Source organism: Nocardioides sp. GY 10113 (genome assembly GCF_004919105.1).
In the GTDB taxonomy this organism is placed as follows: domain Bacteria; phylum Actinomycetota; class Actinomycetes; order Propionibacteriales; family Nocardioidaceae; genus Nocardioides.
The window spans coordinates 81,623-107,546 of sequence record NZ_STGK01000013.1; the positions used below are offsets into that span (position 1 = coordinate 81,623).

23 protein-coding genes are annotated in these 25,924 nt (G+C 73.9%); 13 read left to right on the top strand and 10 right to left on the bottom strand.

The genetic code is table 11. The features are described 5' to 3' along the window. Window positions 1–10: 10 nt before the first annotated feature. A complete protein-coding gene (locus E8D34_RS15785; RefSeq protein ID WP_136595606.1) occupies window positions 11–376 on the bottom strand; it encodes a VOC family protein in 366 nt (121 codons plus the stop codon). A 156-nt stretch (window positions 377–532) separates the two neighbouring features. Between E8D34_RS15785 and E8D34_RS15790 the strand changes: the two genes are divergently transcribed. Next, window positions 533–1,009, top strand: coding sequence for a hypothetical protein (locus E8D34_RS15790; RefSeq protein ID WP_136595607.1), 477 nt, complete (start codon window positions 533–535; stop codon window positions 1,007–1,009). On the opposite strand, the gene E8D34_RS15795 is transcribed toward E8D34_RS15790, so the two are convergent. From E8D34_RS15795 to E8D34_RS20840, 3 genes are all read right to left on the bottom strand, one after another. Further along, window positions 993–2,444: a cytochrome P450 gene (locus tag E8D34_RS15795; protein ID WP_240771397.1), complete on the bottom strand. Its 1,452-nt coding sequence runs from the start codon at window positions 2,442–2,444 to the stop codon at window positions 993–995. The two genes, E8D34_RS15790 and E8D34_RS15795, sit on opposite strands and share 17 nt — an antisense overlap. Window positions 2,445–2,535: 91 nt before the next feature. Further along, window positions 2,536–5,505: a helix-turn-helix transcriptional regulator gene (locus E8D34_RS21585; protein WP_168929471.1), complete on the bottom strand. Its 2,970-nt coding sequence runs from the start codon at window positions 5,503–5,505 to the stop codon at window positions 2,536–2,538. Window positions 5,506–5,706: 201 nt separating this feature from the next. After that, window positions 5,707–5,868 (bottom strand): hypothetical protein, encoded by a 162-nt coding sequence (locus E8D34_RS20840; protein ID WP_168929472.1) that lies wholly within the window; start codon window positions 5,866–5,868, stop codon window positions 5,707–5,709. Between the two features lie 158 nt (window positions 5,869–6,026). Between E8D34_RS20840 and E8D34_RS15805 the strand changes: the two genes are divergently transcribed. Together E8D34_RS15805 and E8D34_RS15810 are read left to right on the top strand one after the other, a co-directional pair. Further along, window positions 6,027–6,713 (top strand): nitroreductase family protein, encoded by a 687-nt coding sequence (locus E8D34_RS15805; RefSeq protein ID WP_136595609.1) that lies wholly within the window; start codon window positions 6,027–6,029, stop codon window positions 6,711–6,713. After that, window positions 6,713–8,725, top strand: coding sequence for an ABC transporter ATP-binding protein (locus E8D34_RS15810; RefSeq protein ID WP_136595610.1), 2,013 nt, complete (start codon window positions 6,713–6,715; stop codon window positions 8,723–8,725). The genes E8D34_RS15805 and E8D34_RS15810 overlap by 1 nt, the downstream gene beginning before the upstream one ends. Window positions 8,726–8,907: 182 nt before the next feature. On the opposite strand, the gene E8D34_RS15815 is transcribed toward E8D34_RS15810, so the two are convergent. Continuing rightward, window positions 8,908–10,089 (bottom strand): PucR family transcriptional regulator, encoded by a 1,182-nt coding sequence (locus E8D34_RS15815; protein ID WP_136595611.1) that lies wholly within the window; start codon window positions 10,087–10,089, stop codon window positions 8,908–8,910. Between the two features lie 158 nt (window positions 10,090–10,247). Here E8D34_RS15815 and E8D34_RS15820 point away from each other — a divergent pair, with 158 nt between their 5' ends. From E8D34_RS15820 to E8D34_RS15845, 6 genes are all read left to right on the top strand, one after another. Further along, window positions 10,248–11,939: an alpha/beta fold hydrolase gene (locus tag E8D34_RS15820; RefSeq protein WP_136595612.1), complete on the top strand. Its 1,692-nt coding sequence runs from the start codon at window positions 10,248–10,250 to the stop codon at window positions 11,937–11,939. Window positions 11,940–11,995: 56 nt separating this feature from the next. After that, a complete protein-coding gene (gene phaZ / locus E8D34_RS15825; RefSeq protein WP_206056756.1) occupies window positions 11,996–12,796 on the top strand; it encodes a poly(3-hydroxyalkanoate) depolymerase in 801 nt (266 codons plus the stop codon). Window positions 12,797–12,992: 196 nt separating this feature from the next. Further along, window positions 12,993–13,523, top strand: coding sequence for a DUF1992 domain-containing protein (locus E8D34_RS15830; protein ID WP_136595614.1), 531 nt, complete (start codon window positions 12,993–12,995; stop codon window positions 13,521–13,523). A gap of 48 nt (window positions 13,524–13,571) precedes the next feature. Then, a complete protein-coding gene (locus E8D34_RS15835; protein WP_136595615.1) occupies window positions 13,572–14,657 on the top strand; it encodes a CoA ester lyase in 1,086 nt (361 codons plus the stop codon). Next, window positions 14,657–15,538: a CoA ester lyase gene (locus E8D34_RS15840; protein WP_136595616.1), complete on the top strand. Its 882-nt coding sequence runs from the start codon at window positions 14,657–14,659 to the stop codon at window positions 15,536–15,538. Before E8D34_RS15835 ends, E8D34_RS15840 begins: the two co-directional genes overlap by 1 nt. 133 nt (window positions 15,539–15,671) lie before the next feature. Then, window positions 15,672–17,138, top strand: a complete 1,467-nt coding sequence (locus E8D34_RS15845; protein WP_136595617.1) for an amidohydrolase family protein — start codon at window positions 15,672–15,674, stop codon at window positions 17,136–17,138. 54 nt (window positions 17,139–17,192) lie between these two features. Here E8D34_RS15845 and E8D34_RS15850 read toward each other — a convergent pair whose 3' ends face one another. Both E8D34_RS15850 and E8D34_RS15855 read right to left on the bottom strand, forming a co-directional pair. Continuing rightward, window positions 17,193–18,065 carry an SGNH/GDSL hydrolase family protein gene (locus tag E8D34_RS15850; RefSeq protein ID WP_136595618.1) on the bottom strand — a complete coding sequence of 291 codons (873 nt, stop codon included), beginning with the start codon at window positions 18,063–18,065 and terminating at the stop codon, window positions 17,193–17,195. A 61-nt stretch (window positions 18,066–18,126) separates the two neighbouring features. Beyond that, on the bottom strand, window positions 18,127–19,320 hold the full coding sequence (locus tag E8D34_RS15855; RefSeq protein WP_136595619.1) for a PucR family transcriptional regulator: 1,194 nt from the start codon (window positions 19,318–19,320) through the stop codon (window positions 18,127–18,129). A gap of 91 nt (window positions 19,321–19,411) precedes the next feature. Here E8D34_RS15855 and E8D34_RS15860 point away from each other — a divergent pair, with 91 nt between their 5' ends. The 4 genes from E8D34_RS15860 to E8D34_RS15875 all read left to right on the top strand — a co-directional run bounded on the left by E8D34_RS15860 (window position 19,412) and on the right by E8D34_RS15875 (window position 23,639). Next, window positions 19,412–20,530 carry a ferredoxin reductase gene (locus tag E8D34_RS15860; RefSeq protein WP_136595620.1) on the top strand — a complete coding sequence of 373 codons (1,119 nt, stop codon included), beginning with the start codon at window positions 19,412–19,414 and terminating at the stop codon, window positions 20,528–20,530. A gap of 36 nt (window positions 20,531–20,566) precedes the next feature. Beyond that, window positions 20,567–21,808, top strand: a complete 1,242-nt coding sequence (locus E8D34_RS15865; RefSeq protein ID WP_136595621.1) for an acyl-CoA desaturase — start codon at window positions 20,567–20,569, stop codon at window positions 21,806–21,808. Window positions 21,809–22,289: 481 nt separating this feature from the next. Next, a complete protein-coding gene (locus E8D34_RS15870; protein WP_136595622.1) occupies window positions 22,290–22,688 on the top strand; it encodes a hypothetical protein in 399 nt (132 codons plus the stop codon). Between the two features lie 156 nt (window positions 22,689–22,844). Then, window positions 22,845–23,639, top strand: a complete 795-nt coding sequence (locus E8D34_RS15875; RefSeq protein ID WP_136595623.1) for a crotonase/enoyl-CoA hydratase family protein — start codon at window positions 22,845–22,847, stop codon at window positions 23,637–23,639. Here the strand turns inward: E8D34_RS15875 and E8D34_RS15880 are convergent. The 3 genes from E8D34_RS15880 to E8D34_RS15890 all read right to left on the bottom strand — a co-directional run bounded on the left by E8D34_RS15880 (window position 23,599) and on the right by E8D34_RS15890 (window position 25,805). After that, the gene (locus E8D34_RS15880) at window positions 23,599–23,922 is read right to left on the bottom strand and encodes a hypothetical protein (protein WP_136595624.1); all 324 of its coding nucleotides are present in this window, start codon (window positions 23,920–23,922) and stop codon (window positions 23,599–23,601) included. The genes E8D34_RS15875 and E8D34_RS15880 overlap by 41 nt on opposite strands. Window positions 23,923–23,951: 29 nt before the next feature. Then, window positions 23,952–24,893 carry an oxidoreductase gene (locus tag E8D34_RS15885; RefSeq protein WP_136595625.1) on the bottom strand — a complete coding sequence of 314 codons (942 nt, stop codon included), beginning with the start codon at window positions 24,891–24,893 and terminating at the stop codon, window positions 23,952–23,954. A gap of 96 nt (window positions 24,894–24,989) precedes the next feature. Beyond that, window positions 24,990–25,805: a maleylpyruvate isomerase family mycothiol-dependent enzyme gene (locus E8D34_RS15890; RefSeq protein ID WP_136595626.1), complete on the bottom strand. Its 816-nt coding sequence runs from the start codon at window positions 25,803–25,805 to the stop codon at window positions 24,990–24,992. Window positions 25,806–25,924 lie beyond the last annotated feature (119 nt).

The window sequence follows — 25,924 nt, forward strand, 5'->3', positions numbered from 1 at the left end:
CCGGCTCGGCTCAGGCCACGCAGAGGCAGAACGGGTGACCGGCCGGGTCGAGGTAGACCCGGAACGTCTCGCCCGGCTGGTGCGGGTGCTTGGTCGCGCCCAGCGCGAGCGTCGGCCCCTCGGCGACCTCGAGGTCGGGGACGTCGACGTCGAGGTGGATCTGCTGCGGGTGCTCCTGGCCCGGCCACACCGGAGGCCGGAAACCGTCGACCCGCTGGAAGTGGATCGGCGGGTGGCGACCGTCGGTGATCGAGGCCCAGCCACCGTCCTCCTCCACCCGCGCCACCTCCCAGTCGAGCAGGGCTGCGTAGAACCGGGCCAGGGCCGCGGGGTCCGGGCAGTCGAGGACGAACTGGGGATTGGTCGCGATCGCCATGCCCCCGACGGTAGGAGCGGCCACCGACAGCGCGCCTCGCCGTCCACAGCGGCCCTCCCGGCGGCGGCTCTCCACAGGCGGGCCGGCGGGCCGCCCGGGACGTCGGGACCAGCACCCACGCTGGTCCGGATCCCGCACCCGACCCGAGGAGCGCCGATGGAGAGTCACCGGATCACCCTGTCCCTGCCACCGCGGTGGGCGACCCGCCACGACCCGCCGCCCGGCACGCTGCTGATCGCGCGACCGGTGCGGGCCGGCGGCGCCCTCGCCCCCGTCGGCCCCGAGGTCGTGCTCCGCGCGGTCGAGGTGCCCGAGCCCGACCTGTCCGCCTGGCGGGCCCGCGCGCTCGACGAGCTGGCCGCCCGCGCGATCGATCTCGCGCTCGAGGACGACGACGAGTACGACCTGTGCGGCCGCCGCGTGCGCTACCACCGGTTCGCACACCGCGTCGGACTCGCGGACGTCCTCACCGAGCAGTGGGCCTGGTTCGACGCGAGCGTGGGCGTCACCCTCAGCTGCTCGCTCGAGCGCGGGGACTACCCGCTCTACTGCGACCTGTTCGAGGACATCGCCGCGACCGTGGAGATCGCCCCGGCCGCCGACGCGACGACCGGGCTCAGCGGCGGGCCGTGACCCGGATCCGCGCCCCGCGCCGCGGCACGCTGGTGATGTTGCGGACCTTCGGCACGTCGGAGCCGACGGCGGCCACGTCGTAGCGGCGCAGGACCTCGCCGAGGACGGCGGTGCCCTCCATCAGCGAGAATCCGGCGCCGATGCACCGGCGGACGCCGCCGCCGAACGGGATCCAGACGTTCAGCGGCGGAACCTCACCGCCGTTGAGCTCGGCCAGGAACCGCTGGGGACGGAACTCCTCGGGCGCCTCGAACTCCTCGGATCGCTGGTGGCTGACGATGATCGACGGCCCCACCGTCGCGCCGGCGGGCAGGTCGTAGCCGCCCACGGTGGTCGGCCGCATCAGCGTGCGGACCACCATCGGGATGATCGGGTGCAACCGCATCGACTCCTTGACCACGGCCTCCAGCCAGGCGTCGCCCTCGGCGTCCCGGGCGTCGGCCGCCCGCTGGCTGCGGGCCAGCAGCTCCGGGTCCCGGCCGAGCTCGTAGAGCGCCCAGGAGAGGGCGCTCGCGGTGGTCTCGTGGCCGGCCAGCAGCAGCGTCACCAGCTGGTCGCGCAGCTCGGTGTCCGTCAGCCCCGCCTCGTTCGTCGCCCCGTCCTCCCCGGCGCCGACCCGGAGCAGCCGGGAGAGCACGTCGTTGCGGTCGTGCAGGTCGCCGGCGGTGCGTCGCTCGGCGATCTCGGCGTACAGCAGCCGGTCGAGCTCGACCTGGTTCTCCAGGGTGTCGCGCCACAGCTTGAACCGCTGCAGCCGCGGGTAGGCCCAGCCGAGCAGGACGATCGGGCTGATCTCGACGGTCCGGGTCACCCGCGGCCGCAGGGCCGCGAGGCGCTCCTCGTCACTGACCCCGAAGACCACCCGCAGGATCACCTCCAGCGTGAGGCGGTTCATGTGCTCGAGCGCCCGGAGCTCCTCGCCCTCGCGCCATCCGTCGACCTCGGCGGCGGCGACCTCGACGACGAGATCGCGGTAGCCGCGCAGCGCGTGGCCGAGGAACGCCGGCATCAGCAGCTTGCGGGCCCGGTGGTGCTCCTGGGAGTCCTGCAGCAGCAGGGAGTGCTCGCCCATGATCGGGCCGAGGATCGCGTTGCCCTTCCCCGCGTAGAAGACCTCGGGATCGCCGGCGAAGATCTCCTTGGTCACCTCCGGGGAGGTGAACAGCACCAGCGGGGTGCCGCCCGGCACCAGCCGCAGGGTGAACGCCTCGCCGTAGCGACGGTGCAGCCGCGGGTGCAGCTGGTGCCGGAACCGGATCAGCGCCAGCGTCTGCAGCAGCGCCGGCCACCGGGGCCCGGGCGGGAGGCCGTCGGTGGGGATCCGCTGGCCGGACCGGCCGCCGCCCGCCGGCGCCAGGTAGCGGAAGCGACGCTGCGCGAGCTCCCGCGTCGCGTCGGCGCCGGGATCGGAGCGGTCGCTGAGGTCGGCGGTCACACGGCCGACGGTACGCCGCGTGCGACACCATGTCACGGGTTCGCCCGGCGGCCGGACGCCGCCCGACGAGGCCCGCCGTCCGCCGCACGGGTCAGCCCAGCAGACCCTCGCGGCGCGCGATCGCCGCCGCCTCGGTCCGCCCGGAGGCGCCGAGCTTGCCGAGGATGTTGGAGACGTGGACGCTGACCGTCTTGGTGCTGATGAACAGCAGCCGGCCGATCTCGCCGTTGCTGCGCCCCTCCGCGACCAGGTCGAGGATCTCCCGCTCGCGTGCCGTGAGCCGGGCCGGTGTCGGCGCGGACGCGGCCGGCCCCGCGGAGACCCGCCCTGCGCCGCCGGACCCGGCGGCCCGCTGACCCGCGCCCTGGCTGTCCAGGTCGGCCTGCAGCAGCCGGTCCCCCAGCCGCCGCGCGACCTCCGCGGCCGCCGTGGCCTGCTCCTCGGCCGCGCCGGCGTCGCCGCAGGCGCGCAGGACCCGCGCGTACGACGACCGCACCCGCGCGGTCTCGGGGACGTGACCCAGCCGTTCGAACGCCGCCAGCGCGTCGCGCCACGCGCCCAGCAGCTCCTCGCGCTCCGGCGGGCCGACATCGGCCAGCCACCGGGCCCGCAGCACCTCGGCGCGCAGCCGGGCGCTCCACGCCTGCCCCTCGGCCGCCCAGGCCCGGCCGCCCGCCCGGAACGCGCGCTCCACCGCCTCGCCGTCGACCAGCATCCGATCGGCCTCCGCGGCGAGGCGCTCGCGCTCGGAGGCCGGCGCGGTGGCCAGCGCGGCGGCGATCGCGCCGGCGGCCTGCGCGGCCAGCCGGACCCGGCCACCGAAGTGCTCGGTCCAGATCGTGCGCATGACCCGCACGACGTCGTCGTAGATCGCGATCGCCGCCGCGGCGTCGCGGTGGGCCGTCGCGAGGAGCAGCTCGACGCCGGCGCTGTAGACGGCGACCCCGCCCTCCTCGGGCCAGACACCGCGCAGGTGGTTCAGCCGGGGGCTCACGTCCTCGCCCCGGGCAGCGAGGATCTCCAATCGCACCGGCTCCACGATCGCGGCGGGGATCGCGGGGGCCGAGGCCGCCGGGGCCGCCACCTCCAGCGCGCGGTCCCAGTCGCCCAGCAACCAGCAGATCAGCGCCAGCTGCCAGCGGGCCTCCATCGCGTAGGGCGCCCAGGGCAGGCCCGAGTCGGCGCCGAGCCGGGTGGCGGACTCGAACCAGCGAATGGCCTGGGGCCAGTCCCCCTCGTCCTGGTAGGAGCGGGCCAGCAGGTACCGCGCCCGGAGCCCCTCGTAGGGCGCCTCGGCGGCGTCGGCGCGCCCGGCGGCCTTCTCCAGCGCGCTCCGCACGTCGCCGCCCTCGCCACTGAGCAGACCCAGCGTCGTCGCCACGGCGGAGGCGAGGGCGGGCATCGCCAGTCGCTCGGCGAGCGCCAGCGCCTCGGCGGCCACCGCCTCGGCCTCCTCGACGCGTCCGCCCCAGTGCAGCACCCGGGCGTGGGTGGCGAGCACCTTCGCCCGCAGCGGCACCTGCTCGGTCGGCGCCAGCTCCGCGGCCTCGAGCGAGAGCGCCAACGGGTCGATGTCGGTCTCGATGAGGGTCAGCCAGCCGGCGTACTGGCTGAGCAGCCGGGCGCGGGCCAGGTCGGCCTCGGCCGACGAGCCGGCCGCGGGCAGCCGGGCGAGGTGCGCGGCCAGCAGCTCGGCGGCGCGCTGCGTGCCCCCGCTGAGCCCCAGCGCGTCGGCGGCGCGGGTGGCCAGCTTGGCCAGGTCGACCCCCAGCCGCTCGGCACGGGCGGGGTCGGCCAGCAGCTCGAGGGCCTGCTCGTAGTGGCGGGCCGCCTCGTCGGGGCCGCCGACCGCCATCGCCTCGTCGCCGGCCTCGATGCTGGCGCTCGCCGCACGGTCCAGGTCGTTGGCACGGCGGGCGTGCAGCGCGAGCTCGGCGGCCGTGCCGGGGGCGCTGCCGGCGGTGAGGGCCGCGACGTACTGCCCGTGCAGCCGGACGCGCTCGCCGGGCAGCAGGTCGTCGTAGACGGCCTCGGCGAGCAGCGCGTGCCGGAAGGAGTAGTGGCGGGGGCCGGCCTCGAGCACGTTCATCTCGACCGCCTGACGGATCGCGGCCTCGAGGTCGGGGGCGGGCAGGTCGGCGACGGCGGCGAGCAGGTCGTGGCCGACCCTGCGGCCGGCGGCACTCATGCTGCGCACCACCTGGCGGGCCTGGTCGCTGAGCGGGTCCAGCCGGACCAGGAGCAGGTCGGCCAGGTCGGCGGAGACCGCGGCCCGGCCCTGGGAGGCGACCAGCTCCTCGACGAAGAAGGCGTTGCCCTCGGCGCGGTCGATGATGCCGCGGATCTGCTGCTCGGCCAGGCCGCTCGGGGCCAGCTGGCCGACCAGGTCGCGGACCGCGGGCTCGGCCAGCGGGCCGAGCGCCAGCCGCTCGAGCGAGGGGAGCCGCGACCACTCGGCGGCCTGCCGCCGGAGCGGGTGACGACGGTGCAGGTCGTCGGAGCGGTAGGAGGCGATCACCCGCACCGGGCGCGCGAACGGCCGCGCGAACAGGAAGCCGAGCATGTCCCGGGTCGAGTGGTCGGCCCAGTGGATGTCCTCGATAACCAGCAGCAGCGGCGCCGACTCGGCGGCCGCCTCGAGCAGCGCCTGGACGGCGACGAAGAGGTCGGACCGGTCGGTCGGGGTGCCGATGTCCGCGGCCGGCTCGGAGTCGGCCCCGGCCCGGGTGCGACGACCGGGTTGGAGCCGGGTGATCGCCGGGTGCTCGGCGGCGACGCGGGCGAGCAGCTCGGGGTCGGCAGCGGCGACGCGGCCGACGACCTCGCTGAACGGCAGGTAGGGCAGCGCGCTCTCGCCGAAGTCGAGGCAGTGGCCGGCGAGCACCTGCCAGCCGCGCTCCTGGGCGCGGTCGCGCAGCTCGATCAGCAGGCGGGTCTTGCCGACCCCCGCGTCGCCGGAGAGCAGTACGGCGGAGCCGGCGTCGGGGCTCTCCAGGAGCTCCACGAGCCGGTCGATCTCGGTCTCGCGACCCACCAGGGTCTGCGAGGTCGGAGTGGCCACGGACTCCATGATGGTGGCCGGCACCGACGCTGTCGCGCCCGGGACCACCAGCGCCGCGGCGGCGCTCACCGAGGCGCGGGCCGCGGCCGCGCCGGCCGCGCCGTACGAGCGCCCGGCGGTGGTGCGTCGGGCGAGCGCCGTGGCGCCGCCCGACGGCCGGCCGCTCGCCAGATCTCGATCACGGGAAGGGACACGGGCGGGTCAGTCCTGCTTGCGGGCGAGGTCGGGGTCGGCGGCGGCGAGCCGGCGCAGCCACGAGGTGCGGGAGCTCTGGCCGCGGTGGCCGGCGAACTCGCGACGGGTACGGGAACGGCGGTACTCCAGCTCGGCTCCCTCGAATCGGTAGAAGGCATCGTTGTTCATGCCTCAACCCTCGGCCTCTGAGGTAGCCGTCCACATCGGAGGAATGCCCTATCTACGGCGCCCGCGACGACGCCCGGCCGTCTGAGGCACCCGCGCCGGGCTACCTCAGACGGCCGTCGGGGCGGCCCGCGCCTGGGTGGGGGTGGGATCATCGGCGCGTGGAGTTCGCCGAGGTCGTACGTCGCCGCCGGATGACCCGTGCCTATCGGCCCGACCCGGTCGACCCCGGCGTCCTGGAGCGCGCCCTGGACCGGGCCACCCGCGCCCCGAGCGCCGGGTTCAGCCAGGGCTGGGCCTTCCTCGTGCTCGACACCCCGGACGCGGTCGCCGGGTTCTGGCGGGCCCAGACCGACGACGCCCTCCCCGGCGGCACGCCGGACCGATGGCTGCGCGGCATGATGAGCGCGCCCGTGGTGGTGGTGCCGTGCAGCCGCCGCGACGCCTACCTGGAGCGGTACGCCGCCGCCGACAAGCGCCGCGCGGCCCTGGTCCCCCCGAACGCCGACCCCGCCGCTGACCCCGCCTTCGACGCGGACGCCGCGGCCGGCCGCTGGGCGATGCCGTACTGGCACCTGGACACCGCGATGGCAGCGCTGCTGCTGCAGCAGTCGGTGGTCGACGACGGCCTGGGGTGCTGCTTCTTCGGCCTCGTGCCGCAGCGGGTGGAGGCGGTCAAGGAGCGGCTCGGCCTGGTCGGCGCCGACGCTCCGCACCCGATCGGAGCTATCACGATCGGCCACCCGGCCGACCGGGCCGAGGGCGCCCGCGGCTCGGCGGCCACCCGCCGTCGTACCCCGTGGCAGGAGGTGGCCCACCGCGGCACCTGGGGCGCGGGCTGGTCCTGATGCCCTCCCCCTTCGGCGTGAGCGCGGACCTGCCGCCCGACCAGCGCACCAGTGCGGCCGACGCCCGCCCGGTGGTACGCCGCGTCGCCCGCCTGCTGCACCCCTACCGGCGCCCGATCGCGCTGGTGCTGGTCGCGGTCGTCGCCGCCGCCGGGCTGCAGTCGCTGGTGCCGTTCCTGACCCGCGCGATCTTCGACCACGCCCTGTTCCCGGTCGACGGGGGCGCCCCGAACCTGGACCTGCTGGGCTGGCTGGTGGCCGTGATGTGCCTCCTGCCCGTGCTGGCCTCGCTGATCGGGATCGGCCAGAACTACCTGACCTCCACCGTGGGCAACTCGGCGATGGCCGACCTGCGCGGCGACCTCTTCGAGCACCTGCAGAAGATGGAGCTGGCGTTCTTCACCGCCACCAAGACCGGGGCGATCCAGTCCCGCCTGGCCAACGACGTGGCCGGGGTGCGGACGGTGCTGACCGACACCGCGACCACGATCGTGCAGAACTCGGTGACGGTGACCGCGGCGTTCGTGGCGATGGTGATCCTCTCCTGGCAGCTGACGGTGCTGACGCTGGTGCTGATGCCGCTCTTCGTGGTGCTGCAGCTGCGGGTGGGCCGGCGCCGGCAGCGGCTGGCGCGCAAGACGCAGGAGTCGCTCTCGGAGATGACCGCGATCACCGAGGAGGCGCTGAGCGTCTCGGGGATCCTGCTGGCCAAGGTGTTCAACCGGTCGGCCTCCGAGGTCGACCGGTACCGCGAGGCGAACCGCGAGCAGACCCGCCTGCAGGTGCGGCAGGCGATGACGGGCCGGGCGTTCTTCGCGGTGGTGCAGACGTTCTTCGCGATCACCCCGGCGCTGATCTACCTGGCCGCCGGCTTCATCATCACCGGCAACCTGGGCGTCGGCGCGGACACCCTGACCGCCGGCACGATCGTCGCGTTCACCACGCTGCAGAGCCGGCTGCAGATGCCGTTGCTGCAGCTGATGCGGGTGACCCTGGACGTGCAGACGTCGCTGGCGCTGTTCCGGCGGATCTTCGAGTACCTCGACCTGGAGCCGGCGATCACCGAGCGGCCCGGGGCACTCGCGCTGCCGACCGAGGAGGTGGCCGGGCGGGTGGAGCTGCGCGGGGTCTCGTTCCGCTACCCCGAGCCCCGGTCGCTGAGCGGGACCCGGCACCGGTCCCGGTTCGGGGACCCGACGGGACCCGGGCCGACGGGTGCACCCGAGACCGACGCCGAGCCCACGGGTCGCCCGGCGGAGCCCGGCTCGCCCGGCTGGGCGCTGCGCGACGTCTCGCTGGTGGCCGAGCCCGGCCAGCTGGTCGCCCTGGTCGGCCCCTCGGGCGCCGGCAAGACGACCGCGACGTACCTGGTGCCGCGCTTCTACGACGTCGACGGCGGCGCCGTCCTCCTCGACGGGTACGACGTCCGCGACCTCACCCTGGACTCGCTGGCCGATGCGGTCGGCATGGTGACGCAGGAGCCGTACCTGTTCCACGGCACCATCCGCGACAACATCGCCTACGCCCGCCCGGACGCCACCGCGGACCAGATCGAGCGGGCGGCCCGGGACGCCAACATCCACGACCGGATCATGAGCTTCCCCGAGGGCTACGACACGATCACGGGCGAGCGCGGCTACCGGCTCTCGGGCGGGGAGAAGCAGCGCCTGGCGATCGCCCGGGTGCTGCTCAAGGACCCGCCGGTGCTGATCCTGGACGAGGCGACCTCGGCACTGGACAACGAGACCGAGCGACTGGTGCAGGAGGCACTGGAGCGGGCGACCCGGTCGCGGACCACGATCGCGATCGCACACCGCCTCTCCACGATCCGCTCGGCGGACGTCATCTACGCGATGGCCGAGGGTCGGGTGGTCGAGCGCGGGACCCACGAGGAGCTGCTGGCCGATCCGGAGGGTCTGTACGCGCGACTGTGGGTCGAGCAGTTCACCCGGGCCGAGCGCGGCGGCGACGGCTGGTCGGAGGAGGCCCGCCGCGCCGACATCAGCCTGTGACCGCGACGTGGGTTTTGTGGCCAGCCGACTTGGGGTTTGTAGTCGGCCGACTTGGGGTTTGTAGTCGGCCGACTTGGGGTTTGGGGTCGGCCGACTTGGGGTCTGTGGTCGGGAGAAGTCCCGTCGACTCGACAACCACAAGCCCCAAGTCGCCGCGCCACAAACCCCAAGTCGGCGGGGGGTCAATCGAGCCCGAGGATCCGCACGCACTCGAGCGCGACGTACAGCGCGGCGCCGTCGACCGGGCGGGTCAGGTCGCGCCCGGTCATCTCCTCCAGGCGCCGGATCCGGTACCGCACGGTGTTGCGGTGCACGACCAGGGCGTCGGCGGCGGCCGCGGTCGAGCCGGCCGCCTCCAGCCACGCGCGGGCGGTGTCCAGGTAGACGGCGCGGTCGTCGGGCGGGAGCGCCAGCACCGGGGCGAGCACCGCGTCCACCATCGCCCGCGCGTGGTCGGGGCTGCTGGCCAGCAGCACGGCGAGCGGGTCGTCCCCGAACCGCACCACGGCCGTGGCCCCGGGGGACGCGCCCGCGCTGGCCACCTGGGCCTCCCGGCGCCCGTCCCGCGCCTCCTCCAGCCTCGCGAACGGGCGGCTGATCCCGACCCGGCCGGTGGCCAGCTCCTGCAGGGCCGCGGTGAGCTGGTCCACGCCGAAGCCGAAGCGCAGCGCTACCACCCCCTCCTGCCGGTCGTGGTCCAGCCGCCAGGCGGACCGGACGTTGGAGCGCCGCAGGGCCCGCTCGACGCCCCGGAGCCCCTCCTTGCCCGGCGCCGGCGACTCAGCGCTGACCACCACGAACTCGCCGGTCCGCCCGAGCCCGAGGACCGAGGAGACCTCGCCGGTGTCCCCGGCGACCGTGTCGTCGCCCTCGAGCAGTCCGCCGACCATCACCGAGCGCATCTGCTCGTTGCGCCGCACCCGCTCCTCCAGCGCGCCGCGGTAGGCGCGGGTGACGTCGGCGGCCACGGCGTCGCTGATCGCCCACACGTCGGCGGCCGCGAGCAGCAGCACGTCGCGCGCGTCCGGATCAGCAAGCTCGACCAGCGCCTCCCAGATGAACCGGGCGCCGACCCGGAAGGCTTGGAGGACGATCGCGTACGGCACCGCCTCGCCGGTGCTGCTGGTGCCGGTGACCCGCGGTCCGCGGTCCGCGAGCGGGACGCCGGCCATGTTGCCCAGCACGTAACGCATGTTCGCCACACAGAAGCCGTCGAGCTCCCCGCGCGGCACCACGGTCTCCTCGCCGTAGAACGGGACCTCGGCGCGGATCCGGTCCGCCATCCGGTGCGCCAGCGGCTCGACCTCCGGCAGCAGCCGGGCGCACAGCTCTCGGACCTCCGGGGCGACCTCCACCTCCCGCACCCTGCCAACCTAGCGCCGCGGGCCGTTTTGTGCTCGCGCACACAAATCGATGTGGGTTCTCGGTGCCATCAGCCGATGCGCTACCTGCCTGTGCTCGGCGACCCTGGAAGGGCTCCAGCGAACTGACGCCCCCTAGACAAGGACTCCTCGGAGACACCATGAGTGACCTCGCCACCACCCCGCTGACCGAGAACGCGACGCCGTACGACGCCCTGCTGATCGATGCCGCCATGGGCCCCCTGCGTCGGTTCGTGCCGGACGCCTCGACCGCGAAGTGGGCGGTCAGCCTGGCCCGGAAGCCGCGCACCACCGCTCGCCGGTTCGGCAGCCTGGCGGGCGAGGCGGCCCGGATCGCGGCCGGGACCTCCGACCTGGCCCCGCGCCGCGGCGACCGCCGGTTCAAGGACGTCGCCTGGACCGACAACCCGTTCCTGCACCGCCTGGTCCAGCTCTACCTCGCCGGCGGACGCACCGCTGAGCAGCTGCTCGAGGACGCGAACCTGAGCGAGCGCGACCGCAAGCGGGTCCGGTTCCTGGTGGAGAACGTCACCGAGGCGGTCTCGCCCAGCAACGTGCCGCTGGTCAACCCCGAGTCGGCCAAGCGCGCCATCGACACCGGCGGCATCAGCCTGGCCCGCGGCGGCGCGGCACTGGTCCGCGACCTCGCCTCGGCCCCGCGACTGCCCGAGATGGTCGACTCCACGGGCTTCCGGCTGGGCGACAACATCGGCGCCACCCCGGGCGCGGTGGTCTTCCGCACCGAGGTCTTCGAGCTGATCCAGTACACCCCGCAGACCGATGAGGTCTTCGAGGTGCCGGTGCTGATCGTGCCGCCGACGATCAACAAGTTCTACGCGCTCGACCTGGCCCCCGGCCGCAGCATGGTCGAGTTCCACCTGCAGCACAACCGCCAGGTCTTCGTCATCTCCTGGCGCAACCCCGACGCCCGGCACGCCGAGTGGAACCTGGAGACCTACGTCCAGGCGATCCTCGACGCCCTCGAGACCGTCGAGGAGGTCTCGGGCAGCGAGCAGACGGCGCTGGCCGCGATGTGCTCGGGCGGCATCCTGGCCTCGATCGCGACGGCGTACCTGGCCGCGACCGGCCGCCAGGACCGCATCGCGGCCTTCCTGCTGGCGGTGACCGTTCTCGACAACGCCGACGCCGGCACCGCGGGCGCGCTGATCGACCCGGCGATGGCGGAGGTCGCCAAGGCGCGGTCGGCCCAGACGGGCTACCTCGACGGCAGGTACCTCGCCGAGATCTTCGCCTGGCTGCGGCCCAGCGACCTGGTCTGGAACTACTGGGTCAACAACTACCTGCTCGGCAAGAAGCCGCCGGCCTTCGACATCCTCTTCTGGAACGCCGACACCACCCGGATGACGGCCGGGCTGCACGCCGACTTCGTCGACCTGGCGATGGACAACACGGTGGTCCGGCCGGGCGCCCTGAGCGTCTTCGGCGTCCCGATCGACCTCGGCGCGATCACCGTCGACTCCTACGTCGTGGCCGGCATCGCCGACCACATCACGCCCTGGGAGAGCTGCTACCGGACCACCCAACTGTTCGGCGGCGAGACCCGGTTCGTGCTCTCCAACAGCGGCCACATCGCGGCGATGGTGAACCCGCCGGGCAACCCGAAGTCCTCCTTCCACACCGGCCAGGACCATGGTCCTGATCCGCGGGCGTGGCTGAAGAACGCCGAGACGCACGAGGGATCATGGTGGAACGATGCGGCGTCATGGCTCGCACAGCGCTCCGGCGACCTGAAGGCAGCTCCGAAGGATCTCGGCTCGGCTCGGCTCGAGCCGCTGGCCGAGGCACCGGGAACCTACGTCTTCGACAAGTAGGGTCGGCCACACCGGTTGTCGGGCACCCCGACGACACCAGCAGTGAGGCCCGCCCCGTGAACCAGCTCCGCCAGATCCGCGTCCTCGGACACTCGATCCGGGTGGCGGTGCGGCAGGGCACCGGGGACGGGCCTCCGCTGCTGCTGTGCAACGGCATCGGCGCCAGCCTGGACCTGCTGGAGCCGTTCGTCGAACAGCTCGACCCCGCGATCACGGTGGTCCGCTTCGACGTGCCCGGGGTCGGCGGCTCCCCGGACCCGCGGCTGCCCTACCGGTTCGCGATGGTCGCGCACGGCGTCGGCAAGCTGATGACCGAGCTCGGCCACCACCAGTACGACGTGCTCGGCATCTCCTGGGGCGGTGGCCTGGCCCAGCAGCTGGCGCTGCAGCACCCGCGCCGGGTGCGCCGCGCCGTGCTGGTCAGCACCGCGACCGGCTCGCTGATGGTGCCGGGCTCGCCGCGGGTGCTGCGCAAGATGATCACCCCGCAGCGCTACCGGGACCCGAACTACATGCGCGAGGTCGCCTCCGAGCTGTACGGCGGCCAGATGCGCAACCGCCCCGACGAGGTCGTGCACGTGATGCACGAGCACTCGCGGGTCGGCTCGAAGCGCGGATACCTGCTGCAGCTGCTGGCCGGCGCCGGCTGGTCGAGCCTGCCGACGCTGCCGCTGATCAAGCAGCCGACGCTGGTGCTGGCAGGCGACGACGACCCGATCATCCCGCTGGTCAACGCCCGGATCATGCACCGGCTGCTGCCCAACGCCCACCTCCACGTCTTCTCCGACGGCCACCTCGGCCTGGTCACCAGCGCCGAGAAGCTGGCACCGGTGGTCGCGGAGTTCCTGCGCGACTGAGGCACCTCGGTTGCGAGGCTCGGCGCCGGGGCGCCTCGCACCTCGACCAGCGGCGCCCGGTGGTTGAGGTGCGAGCGCAGCAGCCCTCCCGATGGTTGAGGTGCGAGCGAAGCGAGCCTCCCGGTGGTTGAGGTGCGAGCGCAGCGAGCCTCGAAACCACCATCCCCACGGCTACCCTGGTCGGCGAGGTGATCGCATGTCCGAGCCCGAGCAGTCACCGCGGGACGACCCGGACGACTCCCGGGCCGCCGCGGCCGCCCGGATCGCCCACCAGCAGACGTGGGTCGACCTCCAGGTGCGTCGGGCGATGGAGCGCGGCGACTTCGACGACCTCCCCGGCACCGGCAAGCCGATCGAGGGCCTCGGCGAGACCTACGACCCCGAGTGGTGGGTCAAGCGGCTGGTGGAGCGGGAGCGGATCACCGTGCTGCCGGCCTCGCTGCAGCTGCGCAAGGACGACGCCGAGCTCGACGCCCGGCTGGACGGCCTCTCCGCCGAGCGCGAGGTGCGCGAGCAGGTCGAGGAGTTCAACGCCCGGGTGCTGCGAGCCCGCTACGGGCTGCCCGAGGGACCGCCGCTGATCACGATGACGCGCGACGTCGAGGAGACGGTCGCCGCCTGGCGGGAGCGCCGCGCCGCCCGTCGTACGGCGGCCGCCGTGTCGACCGCGGAGGACGGTCCGCGCAGGTCGTCGGGGCGGCGACGCTGGTGGCGCCGCGTCCGCTGAGAGATCGCTCATACCGACTCAGGTGACCCGCCGGTAGCGTGACCCCCCGTGACCCACAAGAGCCCCAAGGACTTCTTCCGCCCGCTGGCGGTCGGCGCCCCGGCCCCGCTGCGCGAGATCCCCGCCCGACCCAGCCGCGCGATCCACTTCTTCGACCCGAGCAACGAGAAGATGGCCGCCAAGATCCCGGCCATGGTCGGCACGGTCGACGTGCTGCTCGGCAACCTCGAGGACGCCGTCAAGGCCGACAACAAGGAGGCCGCCCGCCACGGCCTGGTGAAGATCGCCCAGGAGACCGACTTCGGCCCCACCCAGCTGTGGACCCGGATCAACTCCCTGGACAGCCCCTGGGTGCTGGACGACCTGACCACGCTGGTGCCGGCGATCGGCGACAAGCTCGACGTGATCATGGTGCCGAAGGTGCAGGGCGCCGAGGACATCCACTACGTCGACCGGCTGCTCGCCCAGCTCGAGGCGAAGGCCGGGCTGACCCGCCCGATCCTGATCCACGCGATCCTGGAGACCGCGCGCGGCGTGGCCAACGTCGAGGAGATCTGCGGTGCCAGCCCGCGCATGCAGGGCCTCTCGCTGGGCCCGGCCGACCTGGCCGCGGACCGCAAGATGAAGACCACCCGCGTCGGCGGCGGCCACCCCGGCTACCTGGTCCGCCAGGACCCGCCCCGCGACGACTCCGGCGCGTCCGTGATCGACGCCCCGCGCAGCGTGTTCCAGCAGGACCTGTGGCACTACACGATCGCGAAGATGGTGGACGCCTGCGCGACCCACGGGATCTACCCCTATTACGGCCCGTTCGGCGACATCGCCGACGTGGTCGCCTGCGAGGACCAGTTCCGCAACGCCTTCCTGCTCGGCTGCGTGGGCACCTGGAGCCTGCACCCCAAGCAGATCGCGATCGCGAACCGGGTCTTCTCCCCCAGCGTCGAGGACGTGGCGCACGCCCGCCGGGTGGTCGCGGCGATGGGTGACGGCACCGGCGCGGTGATGCTCGACGGCAAGATGGAGGACGACGCCTCCCTCAAGCAGTGCCTGGTGATGGTCGAGCTGGCCGAGAAGCTGGCCTCGATCGACCCCGAGCTCAAGGCCGCCTACGACGCGATCGAGGTGGGTGCCTGATGTCCGCCTCCCCGACCGGCGAGTTCAAGCCGCTGCGCTCCGTCCTCTACATGCCCAGCTCCAACGCCCGCGCGCTGGAGAAGGCCAAGACGCTGGCCGCGGACGCGATCATCTTCGACCTCGAGGACGCCGTCGCCCCCGACGCCAAGCCCGCCGCCCGCGAGGCCGCCGCCGCCGCGGTCACCTCGGGCGAGTACGGCGAGCGCCACCTGATCATCCGGGTCAACGGGATCGGCACCGAGTGGCACGCCGACGACATCGAGGTGGCCGCTGCGGCCGGCCCGGACGTCGTCCTGGTGCCGAAGGTGAACTCCGCCGAGGAGGTGCACCAGCTGGTCGCCGCCCTGGAGGCCGCCGGCGCCCCGGAGAAGACGACCTTGTGGGCGATGGTGGAGACCCCGATCGGGATGCTCAACGCGCTCTCGATCGCCCAGGCCTCGCCGCGCCTGACCGGCTTCGTGATGGGCACCAACGACCTGGTCAAGGAGCTGTACGCCGAGCACGTGCCCGGCCGCCAGCCCGTGATCACCGGCCTCGGCCTCGCGCTGCTCGCGGCCCGCGCCGCCGGCATCGTGATCATCGACGGCGTCTACAACGACGTGAAGAACATCGAGGGCTACCTCGCCGAGTGCGAGCAGGGCCGCCAGATGGGCTTCGACGGCAAGACGCTGATCCACCCGGGCCAGGTCGAGGGCGCCAACACCGCCTTCGCCCCCTCGGAGCAGGCCGTCGCCGACGCCCGCGGCCTCATCCAGGCCTGGGAGGACGGCCAGGGATCCGGCGTGGTCACCTACAACGGCCGGATGGTGGAGAGCCTGCACGTCGAGTCGGCGCAGCGCACGCTGCAGATCGACGCGGCGATCCGGGCGCTCCAGGCCTGACCGTCAACCGCGTCGTCACATGGATTTCGGCCCCCGACACGCCGGTGGAGGGGGCCAGAATCCATGTGACGACGCGCAGCGAGTGGGCCAGACCGGCCTACAGGCCCCATGACCTCCTGACTACGGTTGGGGCGTGCCTGACCTGCTGATACGCGGCGCCCGCCTGGTGCCGGTCACCCCCGAGGACGTCGCGCCCGAGCGGCCGGTCGACGTCCTGATCAGCGCCGGGCGCGTGACCGAGATCGGCGCGGGAGTGACCCGACCCTCCGGGATCGAGGAGATCGACGCCGACGGCCGCTGGCTGATGCCCGGCCTGTGGGACCACCACGTCCACCTCGGCCAGTGGAGCCTGGCCACCAGCCGCACCGACACCGGCAGCGTCGGCAGCGTCGAGGAGATGACCGCGCTGGTCGCCGACCTGGTCGCCGCGCGCCCCGGGATGCCGGTGATCGGCTGGGGGCACCGGCCGGCCACCTGGCCGCGCGAGGGCAGCGTCGCCGACCTGGACGCGGTCAGCGGGATCACGCCGGTGGTGCTGATCGCCGGCGACGGCCACCACGCCTGGCTGAACTCGGCGGCCCTGGCCGCCCTCGACCTCGCCCCGCGCGAGGGCGTCGTCGCCGAGACCGAGTGGTACGCCGCCTACGCGCTGCTGACCCGGCTGACCGCCGACTCCGGCGCCGAGGACTACCGCTCGGCGCTCCGGCACGCCGCCGCGCACGGCGTGGTCGGGCTGGTCGACTTCGAGTTCGTCGGCGACCTGGACGCGTGGCGCGGGCGCTGGCACGACGGCTGCGACCTGCTCCGCGTCCGCGCGGCGACGTACGCCGACGGGCTGGAGGCGGTGCTGAGCGCGGGCCTGCGCACCGGCGACCCGCTGCTGCCCGGCGACGACCGGCTCACGATGGGGCCGCTGAAGATCATCAGCGACGGGTCGCTGAACACCCGCACCGCCTGGTGCCACGACCACTACCTGCACGGCGCCCCGGCCGAGGCCCCGGCGGGCGCACCGAACCTGAGCGGTCCGGAGCTGACCGGGCTGCTCGCCCGGGCCCACGCGCACGGCCTGGAGGTCGCGACCCATGCGATCGGCGACGCTGCCCTGGAGCAGGCGCTGGCCTCGTACCGGACCACCGGGGCGCGCGGCTCGGTCGAGCACGTCCAGCTGATGCGCCGCGAGCAGGCCGGAGCCCTCGCGGCCCTGAGGCTGCGGGCCAGCGTCCAACCGGCCCACCTGATCGACGACCGTGACCTGATCGATGTGGCCTGGGCGGACCGGGCCGAGCGCAGCTACGCCTTCCGGTGGCTGCTCGACGCCGGCGCCGCCCTGCACCTGGGCTCGGACGCGCCGGTGGCGCCGCTGGACCCGTGGCTGGCGATCGACGCCGCCGTCCGCCGCACCGGCGACGAGCGCTCGCCCTGGCACCCCGAGCAGGCGCTGTCCCGCGCCGAGGCGTTGGCGGCGTCCACCGACGGCCGGCCGATGGTCGGCGTCGGGGCGCCGGCGGACCTGGTGGTGCTCGAGGAGGACCCGCTCACGCAGACCCGCCCGCCGGTGGCGCTGACCGTGGTCGCCGGCCGGGTGGTGCACCGCGCCTGAGCCGGTACGCCGGCGACCGCGACCGGGCAGCCGGGCGCCCGGGCGACCGGGCGCTCAGCCGCCGCGGAGCGTGGCCACGATCGCGTCGGCCGCGGCCCGCTGCTCGGCCGCGTAGGGATGGTACGGAGCGGCCGGGCCGGTGGGGTTCATCCCGGCGACCCACGGGTCCTCGGCGCACATGTCGTGCCCCTCCGTGGGCGTGGCCAGGTCGACGTACTCCGCGTCGGACTCCTCCGCGGCCCGGGCCAGCGCTTCGTTCAGCGCGTCCATCGCGTCCGCGGTGAAGGCCACGTCGCCGTCGGCGACCGGGAACTGGCGGCAGGCCTTCGTGACCGGCAGTGCCGTCGGATAGCCGACGACGAGCACCCGGGCGTCGGGCGATCGGCGGTGCACGAGGTCCAGGACGTTGCCGAGGCGCGACGCGATCGCATCGACCACCCCTGCCACCGGGTCCGCCGCGTCGGCCTGGCCCGCCTCGGCGGCGAACAGGTCCCGGCACGGCGAGCCGTCGGGGTCGACGGTGGCCCGCGGGATGCAGCTGACCAGCCGCGCGTAGAGCCGGTAGTCGTTCGCGCCGAGCGAGACGGTCACCAGTTCGGTGTCGGCGCCGAGCGCGTCGCGCTGCGGCGGGCGGTCCTCGTCCCCGAGGTACTGCGGGTCGGCGTAGTTGAGCGTGGATGCGCCGCTGCAGCTGACGTCGGTCAGGTCGAGGTCGAGCTCGGCGGCGACCAGGCGCGGGTAGTTGCCCTCGCTGCGCCGGCAGGCGTCGTCCACGGACCTGCCGATGTCGGGGGCGGAGGTGTAGGAGTCGCCGAGCGCCACGTAGCCGCCACCCGCCGGCGGTGGCCCGTCGTCGCCCTCGCCCGCGCCGCAGGCGGCCACGAGCGCCACGAGGGGAAGCGCCAGGAAGGAGACCCGAGGTCGCATGCGCCGAGAGTACGGGCGGGGCCATCGCCCGGGCTCCGCGCCGGCCCCGGCGCGAGACGCGTCAGCCGGGCGGTCCAGCCCCCGGGACGCCGAGCGCCAGGGTCAGCCCGAGCACCGTCGCGGGGTCCTCCAGCGCGTCGCCGTAGAGCTCGCGGAGCTGGCCGACCCGGTACCGGACCGTCTGCGGGTGCACGAACAGCGCGGCGGCGATGTCGTCGCGGCGCCCGTGGTGCAGCAGCCAGGAGCGCAGGGTCTCGGTGAGCCTGGCCGCCGCCGCGGGGCGCAGGTCCCGCAGCGGCGCGAGCACCTGGGCCCGGAGGTCGGCGAGGGCGTCCCCGTCAGCGGTCAGCACCAGCTCGGCCAGGTGCGCCTCGGTGTCGTCGGGCAGCCCCAGGGAGCGCGCCCGCAGCGCGCGGGCGTAGGACGCCGACACGTCGAGCCAGTCCCGGGCCGGCCCGGCGAGGCACCCGCGGCCTTCCAGGCTGCGCAGCAGCGAGGCGCGGCGCCGACCGTGCGCGTCCGGCACCAGGAGCAGCGTGGCGCCCTCGATCTCGGCCAGCTCGTTGACCTGCAGGGTGGCGCCGGGCAGCGCGTGCATCAGCGGACCGACCTGCGACTCCGGAGCGATCACGGCCGTCAGCGTCGACGGCGGCGACCAGTCCGCGCGCTCGGCCGCACCGAGCACCACCGCCGGCGCGGCCCCCGCGAGCAGGTGGCGCGCGAGCCGGTCGAGGAGGCGCTGGCGGACCCGGCCGCTGGTGGCCGACTCGTCCGCGTGCCCGGCCGCCGAGGCCGCCGAGAGCTCGTCGATGTAGGTGAAGACCATCTGGGCGAAGTAGGCGACCGTCGCCGCGTCGACCCCCTGCGCCAGCGCCTGCGCGGAGAGGTGCTGCCAGGCCACCCGCGCGCCGATCCGGTACGCCGCCAGCAGGGCGTCGGAGGTCCGCCCGGACCGGGCCTCGCCCCGGCCCAGCTGGTAGGCGCCCTCCATCGCGTCGGCGCGCGGCGCCGGGACCTCGGAGCCGCGGCGCCCGGAGGCGATCGACACGAACCCGCCGAGCGCGACCTGCACGGCGGTCCGGATCCGGCTGCCCATCGGCCCGCTGAACGCGTCGTCGTAGGCGGGCACCTCGGCGATGATGCGGGCGACCACGTCCTCGGCAAGCCGGGGCAGCTCGGCCCGGATCGCGGCGGCCACCGCGGGGGCGAGGAGCACGGCCTCGCGCGCCGCCCGGTCCTCCTGGTCGTCGACCATGGCGCTCCTTTGTTCGTTACGAACAATAACCGAGTCCCGATTCACCGACTCGACACAGGACTTTACTCCTCGTGGCAGGCAGGATGTGACCATGAGCGCGACCTATGCCGACAAGCCCGCCGCCTCGCGGGCCCGCGGCCTGCTCCGACAGATCGCCGATGCGGCCGTCCACCCGCTGACCGTGGACGACCTGCTGGACCACTTCCACCCGTTGCGCGGGGGCACCGGGGTCGAGCAGGTGCGCGGCCGCATCGTGGAGGTCCGGCCCGAGACCGCCGACGCGACCACGATCGTGATCAAGCCCGGCCGCGACTGGGCCGGCCACGTGCCCGGGCAGTACGTCCGGGTCGGCGTGGAAGTCGACGGCGTACGGCTCTGGCGCTGCTACTCCCTGACCCACGGGCCGCGCCCCGACGGCCGGATCAGCATCACCGTCAAGGCGATCCCGGACGGCACCGTCTCGCAGTTCCTCGCGCGCCGCGTCACCGCCGGGACGATGCTGCACCTCGGCCAGCCCGAGGGCGACTTCGTGCTGCCCCGCCCGCTGCCGCGCAAGATGCTGATGATCACCGCCGGCTCCGGCATCACCCCCGTGATCGGCATGCTGCGCAACCTCTTCTCCCAGGCCGCGCCGGTGGAGAGCGACATCGTGCTGGTGCACTCGGCGATGGCCCAGCCCGAGGTGATCTTCGGCGCCGAGATGCGCCAGTACGCCGCGACCGGGCGCCTGCGCCTGATCGAGCGGCACACCGACACCGACGGCCTGCTCACCACCGACGACCTCGCCGCCCTGGTCCCCGACCTGGACGAGCGCATCGCCTACGCGTGCGGCCCGGTCGGCCTGCTGGATGCCCTCGAGGCCTACTACGACGAGCACCGGCTCACCCTGCACACCGAGCGGTTCCGCCCCCTGCTCGTCGAGGCCGACGCCGACGCCGGCGGCACCGTCACCTTCGCCGGCGGCACCGTGGTCGACGCCGCGGGCGACACCCCGATCCTCGACGCCGCGGAGAACGCCGGCGTGCTGATGCCCAGCGGCTGCCGGATGGGCATCTGCATGGGCTGCGTGCTGCCGATGAAGTCGGGCGCCGTGCGCGACCTGCGCACCGGCGAGCTGACCGTCGCGGTGCCGGGCGAGACCGGCGCCGGCGGCGTCTCCATCCAGACCTGCATCAACGCCGCCGCCGGCGACTGCCACCTCGACCACTGACCACCTGACGCACACGACTGCACACCAGGAGCTCCCATGACTGCCATCACCAAGAAGGACGCCGACCCGACCGCGCACCTCACCCCCGAGGACATCGAGGCGCTCGGGGCGGAGCTGGACGCCATCCGCCAGGAGGTCATCGACCAGCGCGGGGAGTCCGACGCGGCCTACATCCGCAAGGTCGTCGACGTGCAGCGCAAGCTCGAGCTCGGCTCCCGCGCCGTACTGCTCTTCAGCGCCCTCCCGCCGGCCTGGATCGCCGGCACCATCGGGCTGAGCGTGGCCAAGATCCTGGAGAACATGGAGATCGGCCACAACGTCATGCACGGCCAGTGGGACTGGATGCGCGACCCGAAGATCCACTCCACCACCTGGGAGTGGGACAACGCCTCCACCGCCGAGGGCTGGAAGCACTCCCACAACGAGGTGCACCACACCTACACGAACATCATCGGCAAGGACAACGACCTCGGCTACGGCATCATGCGCGTGGACGAGGACCAGCGCTGGCACCCGGCGTACCTGGGCCAGCCGCTGTGGAACTTCATCAACGCCTGCTTCTTCGAGTACGGCATCGCGGCGTACGACCTGGAGCTGGGCCGCAACCTCCGGCTGCCCAAGGACCGGCGCCCGGCGTCGTTCGCGGCGAACGCCAAGAACACGCTGCGCAAGATCCGCAAGCAGGCCACCAAGGACTACGTCGTCAACCCGCTGCTCGCGCTGCCGACCGGCTCCGCGCTGGGCGCGCTCTCGGCGAACTTCGTGGCCAACCTGGTCCGCAACCTGTGGACCCACTCGGTGATCATGTGCGGCCACTTCCCCGAGGGCGTGGAGACCTTCGAGCTCAAGGCGATCCCGGAGAAGGAGACCCGCGGCGAGTGGTACCTGCGCCAGATGCTCGGCTCCTGCAACATCACCGGCTCCAAGGCGATGCACATCATGACCGGCAACCTGTCGCACCAGATCGAGCACCACCTCTACCCGGACCTGCCGAGCAACCGGTACGCCGAGGTGGCCCCGAAGGTGAAGGCCGTCTTCGAGAAGTACGGGCTGAACTACCACGCCGCGCCGCTGCCCCAGCAGGTCGGCAGCGCCTGGCACAAGGTCGTCCGGCTCTCGCTGCCCAACGGCTGGCTGGCCACCACCAACGCCAAGAACCTGCCCAGCCAGCTGAAGCTGCTCTACGGCATGGCCACCGCCGACAAGCGCACCCGCCGGGTCGCGCAGCTGCACCTGGACCGCCAGGTCAAGAAGATGAAGGCGGCCAAGGCGGCCTGACCTCCCCGCTCATCGCGTACGCCGGCCCCGGCTCGACCGGGGCCGGCGTTCGCGTCCCCCGGGTGCCGGCGGTTGAGGTGCGAGCGCAGCGAGCCTCGAAACCCCGGGGCCGGCGTTCGCATCCCCCGGTGCCGGCGGTTGAGGTGCGAGCGCAGCGAGCCTCGAAACCCCGGGGCCGGCGTTCGCATCCCCCGGTGCCGGCGGTTGAGGTGCGAGCGCAGCGAGCCTCGAAACCCCGGGGCCGGCGTTCGCATCCCCCGGTGCCGGCGGTTGAGGTGCGAGCGCAGCGAGCCTCGAAACCCCGGGGCCGGCGTTCGCATCCCCCGGTGCCGGCGGTTGAGGTGCGAGCGCAGCGAGCCTCGAAACCCCGGGGCCGGCGTTCGCATCCCCCGGTGCCGGCGGTTGAGGTGCGAGCGCAGCGAGCCTCGAAACCCCGGGGCCGGCGTTCGCATCCCCGGAGCGGTCAGGGGACACTAGCGCCATGCGACTGACCGAGCACGAGCTCACCGCCGCGCTGACCGGAGCCGCCAAGGCCGTCCTCGCGGCCCAGGACAAGAGCGTGCGCAAGGGCCGCCGGACGATCGAGGACGCCTGGGAGGAGCTCAGCAGGTACGAGCGCTTCGTGCTGCTCGACGGCCTCGGCGACCAGTTGCTCCCGGTCCTGGTCGGCCTGCCCGATGTCGAGGTCCCCGTCGGCGAGCGGCCGTCGTTCACCAAGGCGGAGATCGCCGCGGTGGTCGAGGAGCGCCTCGGCGCCGACGAGAAGGGACTGCGCCGCAAGGCGCTGATCACCGCCCGCGTCGCCCTGGTGCAGCTCGCGCTTGACAGCATCCCGCCGCGCCAGGACCCGGACGCCTTCATCGTCCCCGACCACCTCTGATCCCACGCTCCCCAGGAATCCCCGGCCGACCGGGGATTCTGGTGCGTGACGGCCATTGCCATGCCCGTCACGCCCGGGATTCCCCGGTCGACCGGGGAATCCCGAGACCCACGAACGCCCCGCGCCACCCCCGTTACCAACCAGTACGATCAGCCTATGAGCACCGTCACCTGTGAGGTCGCCGAAGGCATCGCCCACGTCCGTCTGAACCGGCCGGACAAGCTCAACGCACTCACGCTCGACGTGCTCGACGGCCTGGTAGCCACCGCCCGTGACCTGCGACGCGACAAGAGCCTGCGCGCGGTGATCATCTCCGGCGAGGGCGAGGCCTTCTGCGCCGGACTCGACTTCGCCTCGGTCCTGCGCAGCCCCGGCGGCATCGCCAAGGCGTTCACGCCCCGGCCGTGGCGCGGCACCAACACCTTCCAGGAGGCCCCCTGGGCCTTCCGCCGGATCCCGGTGCCGGTGATCGCCGCGGTGCACGGCCACTGCCTCGGCGGCGGCCTGCAGATCGCGCTCGGCGCCGACTTCCGGATCGCCACCCCCGACTCCCGCTGGTCGGTGCTCGAGGGCAAGTGGGGGCTGATCCCCGACATGTCCGGCGTGCAGAGCCTCTCGGAGGTGATCGGCATCGACCAGGCCAAGCTGCTGACGATGACCGCCGAGGTCTTCGACGGCACCCGGGCGCTCGAGCTCGGCCTGGTCACCCGCCTCGACAACGACCCGCTCGCCGGCGCGCACCGGCTGGCGGCCGAGCTCGCGCAGAAGTCGCCCGACGCGCTGGCGGCGGCGAAGCGCCTCTACGACGGCACGTGGAACTCGTCCCCGCGACGCACCTTCGCCCGGGAGCGCGCCGAGCAGCTCTTCCTGCTCGCGGCACGCAACACCAAGGCCGCGCGCGAGGCGGCGTTCAGCAAGAAGGAGGCGGTCTACGGCCCGCGCGGCCGCTGACCCCGTCGGGGCGCTCCGCACCGGTCTCAGCGCCACCAGGGGGCGTCAGCATCAGCGGCTGCGCCACGGGATCGGTCGCCTCGGGCTGGGGCTCGCTGGTCTCCACCGCGACCAGCAGGTCGCGCTCCGGTACGGCGTACGCCGGCACGATCCGGCGCGGCTCCCAGACCAGCGCGGCGCCCCCGGTGTCGAGAGCCGGCTCGCCGGCGAGGAAGGCGCGCAGCCTGACCGGCGCCATCTCGAGGGTCGGGTCGCGGCCGGCCCGGCCGAGGTGCGTCGTCATCCGCAGCGCCACCCCTCGCTTGAACCCGATCAGGGGTAGGACATCCCCACGACTCCCTCGCTGATCTCCCACAGCCGCTGCCCGGCGCTCCGGTCCCGGGCCAGCCGCGAGCGGCCGACCACCTTCGGCGGACCCTGCATCTGCAGGAAGTTGGTCGGTCCGACGAAGGTGTCGCCGTCCAGATCGGCGGTGGCCGCCATCAGCGTCGGCCGCGCGCCGGCGGCGGCCGACTGGGAGACCAGGCCGATCATCCGGTCCAGCCGACGGGCCTGGGCGCTGCCGAGGTCCGCGCCGCTCCCGGCCACGCCGTACTGGCCGTTGACGGCCAGGTGGGTCCCGGCGAACCCCGGGTGCGCGGCCAGCGCCTTGACGGGCAGCCCGCGGGCGCTGAGCCGCCGCTCGAGCTCGCTGGTGAAGTGCAGGTTCGCCAGCTTGGAGCGGCCGTAGACGCGCCACGGGTGGTAGCGCCCCTCGGCCTCCCGCGGGTCGTCGACGGGCTGGTGCCCGGCGTAGCGGTGGAACAGCGAGGAGACCGTGACCACCCGGCCCTCCCCGCTCTCGACCAGCTGCGGCAGCAGCAGACCGGTGAGCAGGAACGGCGCGAAGTGGTTGGTCTGCATCTGCAGCTCGAGCCCGTCGACGGTGCGCCGGAGAGGCGTGCCCATCACGCCGGCGTTGTTGACCAGCAGGTGGATCGGCCCCAGGTCCCGGGCCGCGGAGGCGGCGTGGCGCACCGACTCCATCCGTGCCAGGTCCAGCGGCAACGTCTCGACCTGCGCCGCCGGGAGCTCCTCGGAGATCGCCGCGGCGGCCTGCTTGCGCTTCTCCTTGTTGCGCCCGGCCAGCACGACGCGGGCCCCGTTGCGGGCCAGCTCCAGCGCCGTGTGGTAGCCGAGACCGCCCACCGTCGGGCCGGTCACCACCACCGTCCGGCCCGACTGGTCGGGAATGTCGCGGGGGTCCCAGATCATGGTGGTCCTGTCGGTGGAGGGAGCGGGTCCGGCAGCGGGTCGTCGATCAGGCCGGTACGACGGATCCGGTCGGTCCGTCCGTCCGGAGCGGCTGGGTCAGGGCGTGGTCGCCATCGCGGCCACGATCGCGGCGCCGAGGTCGGCGTCGCCGGTGATCGTCACCTGGGCCGGGTCCGGGACGCGCCGTCCGCCGGCCGCGAGGATGAACGGCTCGCGGTCCATCGCGATCCGCACGGTCGGCTCGGACGGCTCCTCGGCCAGCGGTCGTGCCCGACCGTCCTCGCCGACGCCCACCGCGACCGCGGGGCTGCCGGCCACGTCCAGCACCGCGGTGGTGCCGGCCGGCGGACCGACCCGCTTGCCGACCACGAACCCGAATCCCTCGGCGAGGTAGTCGGCCGTGTGCTGGGCCGCGGCGGTGTCCATGCCGCCCGGGCGGCCGACGGCGCGGCGTACGTCCTGCTCGTGCATCCACACGTCGAGGGGACGGTTGCGCAGCAGCGTGCCCCAGTTCCACGGGACGCCGCCGAAGACCAGCTCCGGGTGGGCCGACGCATCCGTCGGCGGGTCCACACGCAGGGTCCGCAACCGGTCGGCGGTGACCTCCCGGATCTCGGCGATGATCGCGGCCGGCTCACGGTCGCGCCGGTTGACCACGCCGATCTCGGTGTAGGCACCCATCAGGCCGGTGACGTGCGCGGGCTCCCCGATCTCGGCGGCCTCCTCGCCGCGGCCGGCCAGCACGCTCTCCAGGTGAGCGGTGTGCGAGGCAACGGCCTTCACGTCCCATCCGGGCAGGTCGGTGGGCAGCGCCCAGTCGGCGTCGTCCAGCTGCTCCAGCAGGGTCAGGAAGTCCGCGACGGCGGCATGCCAGGTGTCGACATAGCCAGCCAGGCGCTCTGCGTCAGTCACGCGTCGACTGTAGAGGAGCCCGGCGGGCGCCCGGCCGGAATGCGACGACGGGCCGCCCGGACTCGATGTCCGGACGGCCCGTCACACGGCCTGACGGCCGGCTCACAGGGAGCGCGGCG